The sequence below is a fragment of the Actinomadura sp. NPDC049382 genome, assembly GCF_040677125.1.
In the GTDB taxonomy this organism is placed as follows: Bacteria; Actinomycetota; Actinomycetes; order Streptosporangiales; family Streptosporangiaceae; genus Spirillospora; species Spirillospora geliboluensis.
The window spans coordinates 168,510-180,407 of sequence record NZ_JBFARO010000005.1 but is presented as its reverse complement, the minus strand read 5'-3'; the positions used below and the strand labels follow the sequence as shown (position 1 = coordinate 180,407).

Annotated in this window: 16 protein-coding genes; 4 read left to right on the top strand and 12 right to left on the bottom strand. The window is 72.4% G+C overall.

What is annotated here, in order from left to right:
• Positions 1-15: 15 nt before the first annotated feature.
• The gene (locus AB0K34_RS05645) at positions 16-1,317 is read right to left on the bottom strand and encodes a S8 family serine peptidase (RefSeq protein ID WP_364545885.1); all 1,302 of its coding nucleotides are present in this window, start codon (positions 1,315-1,317) and stop codon (positions 16-18) included.
• 102 nt (positions 1,318-1,419) lie between these two features.
• Between AB0K34_RS05645 and AB0K34_RS05640 the strand changes: the two genes are divergently transcribed.
• The 3 genes from AB0K34_RS05640 to AB0K34_RS05630 are packed head-to-tail and all read left to right on the top strand — an operon-like array spanning position 1,420 to position 3,202.
• Positions 1,420-2,034, top strand: coding sequence for a hypothetical protein (locus AB0K34_RS05640; protein ID WP_364545882.1), 615 nt, complete (start codon positions 1,420-1,422; stop codon positions 2,032-2,034).
• The gene (locus AB0K34_RS05635) at positions 2,031-2,627 is read left to right on the top strand and encodes a hypothetical protein (protein ID WP_364545879.1); all 597 of its coding nucleotides are present in this window, start codon (positions 2,031-2,033) and stop codon (positions 2,625-2,627) included. The genes AB0K34_RS05640 and AB0K34_RS05635 overlap by 4 nt, the downstream gene beginning before the upstream one ends.
• Positions 2,624-3,202 (top strand): hypothetical protein, encoded by a 579-nt coding sequence (locus AB0K34_RS05630; RefSeq protein WP_364545876.1) that lies wholly within the window; start codon positions 2,624-2,626, stop codon positions 3,200-3,202. The genes AB0K34_RS05635 and AB0K34_RS05630 overlap by 4 nt, the downstream gene beginning before the upstream one ends.
• Here AB0K34_RS05630 and AB0K34_RS05625 read toward each other — a convergent pair.
• The 10 genes from AB0K34_RS05625 to AB0K34_RS05580 form a co-directional block, all read right to left on the bottom strand.
• The gene (locus AB0K34_RS05625) at positions 3,090-4,391 is read right to left on the bottom strand and encodes a hypothetical protein (RefSeq protein ID WP_138638840.1); all 1,302 of its coding nucleotides are present in this window, start codon (positions 4,389-4,391) and stop codon (positions 3,090-3,092) included. The two genes, AB0K34_RS05630 and AB0K34_RS05625, sit on opposite strands and share 113 nt — an antisense overlap.
• Before the next feature lie 215 nt (positions 4,392-4,606).
• Positions 4,607-4,915, bottom strand: coding sequence for a DUF1416 domain-containing protein (locus AB0K34_RS05620; protein ID WP_138638839.1), 309 nt, complete (start codon positions 4,913-4,915; stop codon positions 4,607-4,609).
• Positions 4,916-4,946: 31 nt separating this feature from the next.
• Positions 4,947-5,786: a sulfurtransferase gene (locus AB0K34_RS05615; protein WP_138638838.1), complete on the bottom strand. Its 840-nt coding sequence runs from the start codon at positions 5,784-5,786 to the stop codon at positions 4,947-4,949.
• Positions 5,783-6,220: a DUF4395 domain-containing protein gene (locus tag AB0K34_RS05610; RefSeq protein ID WP_301176961.1), complete on the bottom strand. Its 438-nt coding sequence runs from the start codon at positions 6,218-6,220 to the stop codon at positions 5,783-5,785. The genes AB0K34_RS05615 and AB0K34_RS05610 overlap by 4 nt, the downstream gene beginning before the upstream one ends.
• A 78-nt stretch (positions 6,221-6,298) precedes the next feature.
• Positions 6,299-6,484 (bottom strand): Ms5788A family Cys-rich leader peptide, encoded by a 186-nt coding sequence (locus AB0K34_RS05605; protein WP_138638836.1) that lies wholly within the window; start codon positions 6,482-6,484, stop codon positions 6,299-6,301.
• The gene (locus AB0K34_RS05600; protein ID WP_301176968.1) at positions 6,481-6,825 is read right to left on the bottom strand and encodes a thioredoxin family protein; all 345 of its coding nucleotides are present in this window, start codon (positions 6,823-6,825) and stop codon (positions 6,481-6,483) included. The genes AB0K34_RS05605 and AB0K34_RS05600 overlap by 4 nt, the downstream gene beginning before the upstream one ends.
• 170 nt (positions 6,826-6,995) lie before the next feature.
• Positions 6,996-7,730 (bottom strand): zf-HC2 domain-containing protein, encoded by a 735-nt coding sequence (locus AB0K34_RS05595; RefSeq protein ID WP_301176960.1) that lies wholly within the window; start codon positions 7,728-7,730, stop codon positions 6,996-6,998.
• A complete protein-coding gene (locus AB0K34_RS05590; RefSeq protein ID WP_171069452.1) occupies positions 7,727-8,242 on the bottom strand; it encodes a sigma-70 family RNA polymerase sigma factor in 516 nt (171 codons plus the stop codon). The genes AB0K34_RS05595 and AB0K34_RS05590 overlap by 4 nt, the downstream gene beginning before the upstream one ends.
• 47 nt (positions 8,243-8,289) lie before the next feature.
• Complete coding sequence (locus AB0K34_RS05585) at positions 8,290-8,997, bottom strand: DUF2993 domain-containing protein (RefSeq protein ID WP_138641545.1); 708 nt, start codon at positions 8,995-8,997, stop codon at positions 8,290-8,292.
• Between the two features lie 85 nt (positions 8,998-9,082).
• Positions 9,083-9,337 carry a MoaD/ThiS family protein gene (locus tag AB0K34_RS05580; RefSeq protein ID WP_138641546.1) on the bottom strand — a complete coding sequence of 85 codons (255 nt, stop codon included), beginning with the start codon at positions 9,335-9,337 and terminating at the stop codon, positions 9,083-9,085.
• 197 nt (positions 9,338-9,534) lie between these two features.
• Between AB0K34_RS05580 and AB0K34_RS05575 the strand changes: the two genes are divergently transcribed.
• Complete coding sequence (locus AB0K34_RS05575; protein ID WP_138641547.1) at positions 9,535-10,251, top strand: response regulator transcription factor; 717 nt, start codon at positions 9,535-9,537, stop codon at positions 10,249-10,251.
• A gap of 17 nt (positions 10,252-10,268) precedes the next feature.
• Here AB0K34_RS05575 and AB0K34_RS05570 read toward each other — a convergent pair whose 3' ends face one another.
• A complete protein-coding gene (locus AB0K34_RS05570) occupies positions 10,269-11,873 on the bottom strand; it encodes an alkaline phosphatase family protein (protein ID WP_301176959.1) in 1,605 nt (534 codons plus the stop codon).
• Positions 11,874-11,898: the final 25 nt, after the last annotated feature.

The following is an 11,898-nucleotide window of genomic DNA, read 5'->3' as shown; positions in this document are numbered from 1 at the left end:
GCGGCGGCGTCGGGGTCAGTCGCGGTCCTCGGTGGGGAGGGCGGCGCGTCCCGGGCGCCAGCCGCGCCGGCGGCCGAGCGGGATGATCGCCCCGGCGAACGCGACGGCCAGCGCGGTCGCGACGGCCCCGCCGCCGACGGCCAGCGCGATGCCGCGGCTCCGGTGGTCGACGGGCTCCGGCTTGGGGAAGTTGACGGCCCCGCCCAGCGGCCGCGGACCGGCCGCGCCCGGCGTGGCGGTCGGGTCGACGAGCGCCGACACCGCCTGCAGCGGGCTGATCATGCCGTGCCCGCTGCCCTGCCCGTTGCCGCCCTCCGCGGTGATCAGGATCCGGTTGATGACCTGCTGGTAGGTCAGCTTCGGATGGCGGGCGCGCACCAGCGCCGCGACGCCGGCGGCGTAGGGGGCGCCGAAACTGGTGCCCTGCAAGCCCCCGGCGTAGCCGTCGCCGAGGGTCGAGATGACGTTCTCGCCCGGCGCCGACACGTCGATGCGGGACTTGATGTTGGAGAACCCGGTGATGGTGCCCGCCTCGTCCACGGCGGCGACCGACAGGACGCCCTTGTAGCTCGCCGGGTAGGCGGCGGTCTCCTTGCCGCGCTGCTGCTCGGTGACGTTCCCGGCGGCGGCGACGATCAGCGCGTCGCGGCGCTGCGCCCCCCGGACCGCCGCGCGCAGCGCGGGCGTGTCCGGCGCCGCGGACGACACGTTGATCACCTTGGCGCCGTGCTCGGCGGCCCAGGTGATGGCCTTCGCCAGCAGCGTGTTGTCCACCGTGTTCTCGCCGGAGGCGAACTTGGCGTTCAGCAGCTTGACCTGCGGGGCCACCCCGACGAAGGGGACGTTCTTGGCGCGCATGTCGGCCCCGGCGATGATGCCGGCGACCTCGGTGCCGTGCCCGAGGCAGTCGTCCGGCGTGGTGCCGGACGCGTCGTAGGCGCCGACCACCTTGCCCCGGAGCTGCGGGTGGCGGGCGTTGACGCCGCTGTCGACGACGGCGACGGTGACGCCCTGACCGCGGGTGATCCGCCACGCCTGCTCGAAGTCGAGCCGGCGCTGCGCCCACGGCTCGACGGTGATCGCCGACGCGGGCTGCCCGATCGGCCGGTTGCACTTCGGCGCGGGAGCGCGGGGCGCCCTCGCCGGTGCCGACGGCTTCTTCGACGGCTTCTTGGTCGCCGGGCTCTTGGTCGTCGGAGCCGCCAGGGGCCGGTCCGCCGGGGCCGCGCCCGGGGCCGCGGCCGCCGCCGGCGCGAACGCCAGAACGGACGTCAAGGCCAGACTCGCGGCGCCCGCCGCGATTCGCCCTTCGCGCATACCTCGTCTCTCCTGACGTGTGCGGACCCCAAGACTCTAAGGGATCGCGGGGCGGAGCATCACGCCCGCGCGACCACATCCCGGTGCATTATCGTCGTGCGGGTGAATTCCACCGCACCGGTCTTTCCGCCCCCGGCGGGCGAGACGCGGAGCGCGCCCGCGCGGCGGTGGATCGTGCCCGTGTGCGGGCTGGTGCTGGTCGCCGTCCTGGCCGCGGGGGTGTGGGCCGCGGGCGGGTTCGAGGAGAAGCCGGAGCAGCCGACGAAGAAGGCCGGGGAGCGGCTCGACCTCGGGCTGTTCGAGGTGACCGTCCGCGATGTGCGGATCGGGCTGGCCAACACGTTCGGGAGCGACAAGAAGCGCTTCCTCATCATGCGGATGCGGGTGCTCAACAAGGGCAAGGAGACCAAGTCGCTCGGCACCGGCGGACTGACGGACGGCGTCGTCGCGCTCACCAAGGCCGGCAAGTGGGTCAAGCCCGAGCGGATCGAGGGGGTCGCGGGCGGCGCGGGGACCGGCACTGCCCAGCCGGGGCTGCCGGTGGAGGCGTCCGCGATGTGGGAGATGGGCCCGGCCGACGCGCCGAAGAAGCTGACCGTCGGCCTGCGCGAGTGGAAGTACGAGCACGGGTTCACCGACACGAGCTTCAACTGGATCGTCGACCAGCGGAGCGACGAGTTCGCCGGCCGCCTCACGCTCGCGGTGGGCGCCTCATGACCGCGCGGCGGGTGCTGCTGCGGGGCGGCGCCGCGATCGGCGGGACGGCCCTGCTCGCGGGCGCGATGTGGCTGCACTCCGTCCGGCCGGAGGTGCGGGCGGCGGAACTCGACCCGATCCGGACCGGCGGGACGGTCGGCGAGGAGGTCGAGACCCGCGACTTCACCGTGCGGGTCGACGGCGTGGACGCGGCGCGGTCGCTGGAGCCGAGCCTGACGCTGGGCGGCAAGCCCCCGGTCGGGACGGACGGCGTCTACCTGATCGTCCGGCTCAGCGCGACGGCGGCGCGCGAACCGCTGCAGCTCAGGACGGCGGAGCTGGAGACGCCGGGCGGCTACACGTTCCGGCAGGATCCGCGCCCGTCCGACGTCTCGGTCGACCAGCCGACGTACCAGCCGATGATCTGGACGTCCACCAAGGTCGTGTTCGAGCTGCCGAAGGAGCGGGTGAAGGGCGCGCATCTGGTGGTCGGCACCGGCGGGCTGCTGCCGCAGCTGTCCTCGGCCGCCGACATCGACCTCGGGCTCGGCAAGGAGAAGGCGGCCCGGCTCGTCGCCGAGGCAGCCGAACGGTACAAGGTGAGGACGCCGTGACGGCCTCCGAGACCCGTCCGGACGGGATCCCGCTGCCCGACCTGTCCGGGCGGTCCGGGATGCGGCCGCGCGACCGGCGCGTCGTGCAGGCGGTCGCGCTCGTGTGCGCGATGGCGGCGATGCTCGTCATCCCCTGGGCGGACGAGACCGGCCTGGTCCGCGACTCGCTGAAGCCGCCGGAGAAGGTGACGACGCTCCCCGAGGGCCAGATCGGCCAACTGGTCGGGGCGCAGTGGAAGGTCTTCGACCGGCGGACGGCCGCGCCCCTCGGCGACCAGGGCGGCGGCGACGTGGTGGAGCTGCGGATGGAGCTGGCCGTCCGGCCCGCTGACGACGCCAGTGCCAAGGCCGTCGGCTCCTACGGCCTGCAGTACCGCTTCCACGACGGCGACGGCCGCGTGTGGTTCGCGAACGCGCTCCGGACGGCCGAACCGAAGGCGGGCGTCGCGATGCGCGTCACCGTCAGGGGGACGGTGCCCCGTGCCAAGGCGGACGAGCTGGAGCTGCGTATCCAGGCACCGAAGGAGACGCGGAAGCAGGGGACGCCACTGGCTTCGCTGCGTTTCTCGCGCTGACCCGCGCCATCACCAGGTTGAACGCCGCCGCCAGCAGGCACACGCGCAGGACCTCGAAGACGAGCCCCGTCCCGTAGCCGATGGCGGGCAGCCACTGCATCCACCAGGTGACCTCGTGCGGGCCGATCAGCTCGTAGACGAGCCGCCGGGACGCGTCCTCCCCCACGTAGAGCCCGGCGAACAGCAGGCAGAACGTGGCGAACGGCATCATCCCGGACCGGCGGACGAGCCGGAGCCCGTACCAGGCGGGCAGCCACATCTCCCGGAACCCGCGGGTGAGCAGCTCCCGGGGGCTGTTGACCCGGTCGATCGCGCCCGCCCGCGCGAGCCGCCGCCCGGCCCGGCCGCCGCCGAGCACGACCCGCTCGTCGCCCGCGTCCAGGCCGAGGATCACCCCGGCGATCACCAGCCAGATCAGGGCGCCGAGCACGGCGTCCTTGAACGGCGGCCACACGTCGAAGGCGGGGCCGGCGACGCCGGTCACCCAGCCCCACACCTCGCGTCCGGTGAGCCAGTCGGTGCCGAGGCCGCGCAGGTGGTCGATCGTGAAGATGCCGAACAGCGCGAAGTTGATCTCCAGGAAGGCGACGAGCGCGCCGATGGCGCGGGGCAGCCGCTCCTCCAGCCGCCACTCCGCCAGCACCTTCAGCACGAACAGGCCCGCGGTGAGGCCGATCGCGAGGCCGATGTGCTTCTCCAGCGACAGCAGCATCCCGGCGGCCTCGATCTGCCCTTCGAGGCCGCCCTCGGCGAACCCGCGGCTCGCCGCCGCCGACGCGAACTCGCGGGCGTCCTCGCTCTGCAGCCCCCACGCCAGGTAGAAGATGACGAACGGGAGCGCGGCGCGGCCGATCGCGCCGATCACCGGCTCCTCGTTGCCGACCGCCCACGGCGTGAGGTCGCCGTCCGCCTCGCGGGCGTGCACCACGTCCAGGCCCTCGCGGACGCTGTGCACCATCAGCACCGTGACCGTCAGCGTGATCACCACGAGCAGCCCGATGGTGACGATCGGCGCGACGGACGCGGCCGTGCCCTTCATCGCGCCGAGCCGGTAGCCGCCGTACATCGCGCCGTAGCGCAGCAGCTCCCCCACGGTGAACCACAGGGCCAGCGGCAGGGCGAACCGCCCCGCGAGCTTCAGTGCGGCCCACGGGAGGATCAGCGGCGAACGGGCGGACGGCCAGGCCATGGCGCCCGATCGTAGAGGATCCACACGAAACGCCGGTCTAGGACACGGGCACGTGCAATACGGCGAAGGCGGACGACCCGGCGGGAGCGAAGGTGGAGAAGCCCCCGGAACACGACGGACCCCGTCGTCCCGGGTGGGGCGGGACGGCGGGGTCCGAAGGTCCGGGCCGCCGCCGCGCCGGACGGGCCGGCGCGGCGGTCAGCCGGTGGGCCGGGTCAGATGGCGACCTCGAGGCCGGCGACCTCGCCGGTCTTCGCGGTGACGGTGCTGTCGATGCTCACGCCGCCGGCCGCGAGGACGCGGACGGTCCAGTCGCCGTCGGCGGCGAAGAACCGGAACACGCCCTCGTCGCCCGTGACCACCTCGGCGGTGAACTCGCCGGACGAGTCGAGCAGGCGGGCGTAGGCGCTGGACACCGGGACGCCGCCGCGGGTGACGGTGCCCTGGATCACGGCCTCGTTGGTCAGGTCGACGGTCGCAGGCAGGTGCGCCGTCTGCTCGGGCGCTGCGCAGCCCTGGGTCATTGCTCCTCCAGTCCTCGGAAGGTCAGCGGACTTACTTGCCGGCGCCGAGCTCGATCGGCACGCCGATCAGCGAGCCGTACTCGGTCCAGGAACCGTCGTAGTTCTTCACGTTCTCGATGCCGAGCAGCTCGCGCAGCGCGAACCAGGTGTGCGAGGAGCGCTCGCCGATCCGGCAGTAGGCGATGGTGTCCTTGCTCAGGTCGACGCCGGCCGCCGTGTACAGCTCGCGGAGCTCCTCGTCGGACTTGAACGTGCCGTCGTCGTTGGCCGCCTTCGACCACGGGATGTTGGCCGCGGTCGGGATGTGGCCGGCCCGCTGCGACTGCTCCTGCGGCAGGTGCGCCGGGGCGAGCAGCTTGCCGCTGAACTCGTCGGGGGACCGGACGTCCACCAGGTTCTGCTTGCCGATCGCCTCGACGACCTCGTCGCGGAAGGCGCGGATGGACAGGTCCTGGTCCTTGGCCTTGTAGTCGGTGGCCGGACGGGACGGGACGTCGGTGACCAGCTCGCGGGAGTCGAGCTCCCACTTCTTGCGGCCGCCGTCGAGCAGCTTCACCTTGTCGTGGCCGTACAGCTTGAAGTACCAGTACGCGTAGGCGGCGAACCAGTTGTTGTTGCCGCCGTACAGGATCACCAGGTCGTCGTTGGCGATGCCCTTGGCGGACAGCAGCTGCTCGAACCCGGTCTTGTCCACGAAGTCGCGGCGGACCGGGTCCTGCAGCTCGGTCTTCCAGTCGATCTTCACGGCGCCACGGATGTGGCCCTTGTCGTACGCGGACACGTCCTCGTCGACCTCGACGAGGACCAGACCGGGGTCGTCCAGGTGGGACTCAACCCAGTCGGTGTCCACCAGGACGTCTGAGCGGCTCATGCGGGAACCTTCCTCTCGGAGCGGAATTTCGCGGTGACACGTCGGAAGAGCAGGTACATCTCGCAGCCGAGGCAGAACCCGAACACCGCGTTCAGGAACGCCGCCGCCAGCGCGAGGGCGGTGGCACCGATGCCGAGCCAGGTGGTCCCCGTCGCGTATCCGGCGGTTCCGGCCAGGGCGAACGCCAGCCCGACACCCTGCGCGAAGCGGGGCGCGGCGGCGTCCTCCAGTTCCCTGGGCGGCGCGAGCCGGGGACGGATCAGCACTCTGAACAGCAGCCCGTACGGGGCGTACCGCAGGCCGAGGAAGGTCGCGAGAGCGAACACGGCGGCCTGGGCGGCGAGCAGGGCCCCGCTCCCGGTGACCAGGACCACGATGAGGACGACGGTCGTGACCGCCGCGCCGAAGCGCGGCCCACGGGGATCAACCTGCATCGGGGACTCCTGGCGGAGCGGAAGCGTGCGTACGAGCTGGGAAGTCGGAAATGCTCGGGGGCGGACGGGCTCGATGCCTCAGGCCGGGCGACAGAGCGAGGCGGCCACGCGGCAGAAGTCGACCGCGCGGCGCTTCGTGAGCATCTGCTCTGTCCAGTAACGCACGGACTCGATGTTAAGCGGCAATCCACGCGCTGTCACATCTGTCTCGCCTTCCGAGACGGTGACAGTCGTCTTGACGCAGGTCGCGGGGCTGCCGATCACCGGATCACCTCGCCGAGGGCCGCGATGACGTCGGGCTTGCGGGGCGCTCCGGTGGCGCGCCGGACGACCCGTCCGGCGGGGTCCAGCACGAGGACGGTCGGGGTCCGCACGATGTTCAGCCGGCGGACGAGATCGAGGTGCGCCTCGGCGTCCAGCTCGACGTGGGCGACGCCGTCCACCATTCCGGTGACCTCGCCGAGGACGCGGCGGGTGGCGCGGCACGGCGCGCAGAACGCGCTGGAGAACTGGAGCAGCGTGGCCTTCGCGCCGAGTTCGGCGCCCAGGTCCTCGGGCCGGACGGTCTCCGCCACCTCGTCGTCCTTCCCCCGCCGTGCGCGCAGCACGCCGTCCCGGCCCGCGCGCAGCACGCCGTCACGGCGCCGCCGCACGAGGCCGAACGCCGTGGCCGCGATCAGGACCGCCGCGGCGATCAATGCTCCGGTCATCGGTAGGCACAACCTCGCGGGACCGCGTGTTTCTTCCCCGGACCGGGCCCGGCCGGGCAGGGCGCTCAGGTGGGGATGGTGAGGATCGGCCGCCCGTCCAGCCCGACGACCTCGAACGAGAACAGCTGGCCGCGCGGGAACATCGTCGACCCGCGGTACTCACCGTAGCCCTCGTCGTACGGGACGTACCAGCTGCCGAGGGCGTCGCGGCGGCCGTCCCGCGCGATCACCTGGAGCCGGCAGTGCGACCCCTTCGGGACCCCGGCCAGATGGAGTTCGACCTCGGTCCCCCACGCCTTCTTGCGGAGCACCACGTAGCCCTTGACGTCGCCCTTCGGGTTCGCGGCGCTGATCTTCTCGGCGGTCGCCGCCGGGGAGGCCGTCGCCGACGGCGACTCCTGCGCCGCCGCGCCGCCGCCGTCCCGCCCGACCGGCAGGACGAACCCGCCGAACAGGCCCCCGATGACCAGCAGCAGGCACGCGGCGGCGGCGAGCGGGGCCCACCCCGCGGGGCCTCGCCCGCCGGCCAGGCGCCCCAGGGGTCCGAGCGGTCCCCTCCTCCGCTCGGCCGCCCGGGCGAGCAGCCCGTCCAGCAGCTCGGGCGGCGGCCCGGCCAACTCCTCGAGCTGCTCCCGCTCGACCCGCCCGAGCAGTGCGGGCAGGCCGGCCAGCCCGGCGAGTTCGTCCCGGCAGGCGGGGCAGCGCTCCAGGTGGCCCTCCACCTGGCTCCGCTCGCCGGGGTCGAGCGCGCCGAGCACGTACACGCCGAGTGAGGTGCGCACGTCCGTGCAGTCGTTCATGGCGCCAACCCCCGCTCCTCCAATGCGAGCTTGAGCGCCCGCAGTGCGTAGAAGGTGCGGGACTTCACCGTGCCGGGCGGGATGCCGAGCGTCTTGGACGCCTCGGCCACCGACCGGCCCTTGTAGTAGGTCTCTACCAGGACGGCCCGGTGCGACGGGCTCAGCCCCGCCAGGGCCTCGGCCACCGTCCAGGACTCCAGCGCCCGGTCGATGTCGTCGGAGCCGTCGGCCGTCATCATGACGTGCTCGTCGATCCCGGTCTCCGGCGGCCGCGCGCGCTTGGCGCGGTGCGCGTCGACGACCAGGTTCCGCGCCACCGTGAACAGCCACGGCCGCACGGGACGCCCCGCCAGCGCCTCCGGATGCCGCCACGCGCGCAGCAGCGTCTCCTGCACGACGTCCTCGGCCTGCGTCCGGTCCCCTCCCGTCAGCCGCAGGACGTACCCGAGGAGGGGACCTCCGTGCTCGCTGTACAGGGCGCGAAGCAGACCCTCATCGGCGGTCGGACCCACACCACTGTCACGTACGCCCCGACCGGGCGGTTCACCGCCGGCGCGGACTATCTGCGGCCCTGCTGGAGATCGTTCAGGTGGACGTTCTCGGCCGTCGCGGCGACGCGCAGCCCGTCCGGCGTCGGCTCGATGTGGCTGATCCGCGACCCGACCGGCAGGTCGGCGACCGGCACGACCCAGGTGAGCTGCTTCTTCACCAGCGCCAGCGGGATCTGCGCGGCGCCGTCCGACCCCACCGAGACGGGCGAGATCGCGATGCCCTTCGCGGTGGGCTGCACCTCCACGACCGCGGTCCCGGAGACGGGGAAGCCGAGGATGCTGCCGGTGAGGTCGACCGAGAGGTCGTCGCCCTTGGGCCGCAGCGCCGTGACCTCCTTCGGCGCCTCCTTGCGGATCACGTCGTAGGGGATCACGGCGGACGCGGTCGCCGTCTTCGCGGTGACGTTCGCGGAGCTGCCCTTGCTGACCTCCGACAGCGGCGCGTTCACCCCCCGCATGTCGACGGTGACGCCGGAGACGGTGACGCCCTGCTCGGTCCAGTCGCCGATCTCGACCTCGATGTGCTCGTACTCGCCGCCGACCGCCTGCGTCAGGAACGGGATGCCGTGGATCGTGACGTCCGGCCGCTGGGACAGGTTGTACTGCGCCGCCACCTGCTCGCCGATCTTGTCCTGCGCGACGCGCACGCCGAGCCGGTCCGCGGCGACCAGCACCACGGCCACGAAGATCAGCAGTACCAGCAGTACCTTCCGCATGTCTCTCCTCCGACGACGGCATGCGATCGCCACACCTTAATGCGGGTTCACACCGAATCGGGACACACCGGAGAATGACCTTGCGTCACCCGCCCGCGAACGGCGGCAGCACCTCCACGACCCCGCCCTCGGGCAGGACGACCGAGGCGTGCGGCCGGCTCCCGACCGGGTCCCCGTCGATCAGGAACGAGCTCCGCCGGACGACCCGCGCGAACTCCTCGTCCCGCCCCGCCGACGCCGCCGCCAGCGCCTCCGCCAGCGTCCCCGCCTCGTACGGCTCCTCCGGCGTGCCCGCGGCGGCCTTCGCCGCCGCCCAGTACCGCATCGTCCCCTTGGCCATGGGACCAGTATTCAACGTCCTGCCCCGGGGCCGCCGGGGACCGGTCCGTTATGCTCTGGGGGAGGGATCCGGGCGACGAGGCCATGGAGTTCATCCGAAAGGCCCTTCATGGTCGCCTCGTCGTTGAGTCGCCGACCCTGGGCGGGGCTGGGGAGATGAGCCGTCCGGGTCCTACGTCTTTGGACGGGAGGCGGCACTTGAGCAGCCTGCTCTTGCTGACCAACGCGTTGGAGCCCTCCGACGAGGTCCTGCCCGCGCTCGGACTTCTGCTGCACTCGGTGCGCGTCGCCCCCGCGGAGGCGTCCGCGCTGATCGACACGGACCCGGCCGACGTCGTGCTGGTCGACGCCCGCCGCGACCTCGTCCAGGCCAAGAGCCTGTGCCGGCTGCTGCGCACCACCGGACTCGACTGCCCGCTGCTCGCCATCGTCACCGAGGGCGGCCTCGCCGCTCTCAGCCCCGAATGGGGCCTGGACGACGTGCTGCTGCAGACCGCGGGCCCCGCCGAGGTCGAGGCCCGGCTGCGCCTCGCCGTGGGCCGCGCCGCCGCGGGCACCGATGACGACGAGGTCCCGGGCGAGATCCGCAGCGGCGACCTCACGATCGACGAGGCCACCTACACCGCCCGGCTGCGCGGCCGCGTCCTCGACCTGACCTTCAAGGAGTTCGAGCTGCTGAAGTACCTCGCCCAGCACCCGGGCCGGGTCTTCACCCGCGCGCAGCTCCTCCAGGAGGTCTGGGGCTACGACTACTTCGGCGGCACCCGCACGGTCGACGTCCACGTCCGGCGCCTGCGGGCCAAGCTGGGCGCCGAGTACGAGTCGCTGATCGGCACCGTCCGCAACGTCGGCTACCGCTTCGTCCCCGACCACCGGCCCGGCGACGCCGAGGAGAAGACCCCGGCCCGCGCGTAGCCTCCGCCAGGCCGCCCCTACCGCAGGACGGCTCCGGTCCTCGGGTCGAGGAGGACGCGGCGCGCCTTCGGGCGGTCGAAGTCGAACAGGTGGGCGAGGGTTCCGGCGCGGGCGTCGAAGGACGCGCCGCCGATGCGTCCGGTGCGCCAGTTGTCCTCGATGAACCGCAGGATGGACGCCTGTTCGAGCAGGTGGTGGTCCACGTGGTCCGCCTTCGCGTAGGGCGAGACCACCAGCATCGGGAGGCGCTGGCTCGGGCCGCAGCGGCCGTCGCGGCCGCCGGCGGCCCGGACGCGGCGGCAGGCGGACTCGTCCTGGGCGGCGTCGTCCGAGCCGTTCGTGATCCGCGGCCGGACGTGGTCGTACCAGCCGTCGGAGTCGTCGTAGGCCAGGACCACCGCGGTCGACGCCCACTCGGGCGACCGCTGGATCTTGTTGATCGTGGTGGCGATGAACCGCTGCTCGTCCAGCGGGTCCGAGTAGCCCGCGTGGCCGTCCTGGTAGGCGGGGGCCTTCAGGAAGGAGACGGCGGGCACGGTGTGCGCGGCCAGGGCGGTGTCGAAGTCCGTGAGGTCGTACTGGTGGTTCGCCTGGTCTGTCCGTCCGATCGCGGCGGGCGAGGACGGCGGCAGGTGCTTCTCGTTCGCCGTCGACTTGTAGTACTGGAACGGCTCGTGGTGCGGGCTGTAGTCGATGACCCGGTTGCCGCCGATGTTGGCGTGGGCGGAGCCGCACACCTTGTAGCCGTTCTTCGTCCCGGTCGGACGGAATCCGCCCTGGAACCAGCCCCACGTGACGTTCTTGGCGTTGAGCAGGTCGCCGATGTTCCGGCCGGTCATCACGGCGAGGTTGTTGTCGGACGTGTGGCCGTCGTTCGAGCAGTCGTCGAACGCCGGGTCCGGGTCGGTGATGACCGTGCCGATGCCCGCCGCGTTCGGGGACATCACCACAGAGGTGTCTGACACCTTCTGGTGCGTCTTCGGGTCGACCGCGTAGCCGCCGTACGTCTGGCCGGAGACCAGGTTGAGCGCACCCGGCGTGGACGGCCCGAAGACCGAGTCCCACGAGTTGTCGCTCATCGCGTAGTGCTGCGCGTAGTTCCACATGGCGGTGACGGTGTTGCCGTCGAAATAGTCCATGACGAGGCCGGGTTCGCCGAACAGGACGGGCTGCCCGGTGCACTTGTCGTGCTCGGTGAATTCGACGAACTTGTTCATGCGGCCGCCGTTGACGGCTTTCTGCTCGGCGGCGTAGCCGTGGTTCTGGTCGCAGGTGAGGGCCTGGGAGTGCTTCAGCCGCTTCGGGTTGTAGCGGTTGGGGTTCCGCTTCAGGAGTTTCTTGGTCAGGCCGTTGGCCTTCGGGGTGTTCCGGGCGGCGTGGAAGGGCGTGCCGTCGGTGTTCGCGGCCTTCGGGTACGTCCCGAAATAGTGGTCGTACGAGACGTTTTCGCCGTAGATGACCACCAGGTGCCTGATCGGCGTCAGCGGCGGCTCCGGCGGCGCCTGCGTTTCCGGGCTCCTGGTGGCCGCGCGGGAGTCGTGCACCGGGCGGCAGGCGGTCCCGGACACCGCCAGCACCCCCGCCGCCACCGCGGACGCGGCCAGCACTACGGGCCTGCGCATGTCCCCTCCTTCTCCGCCGACCGGC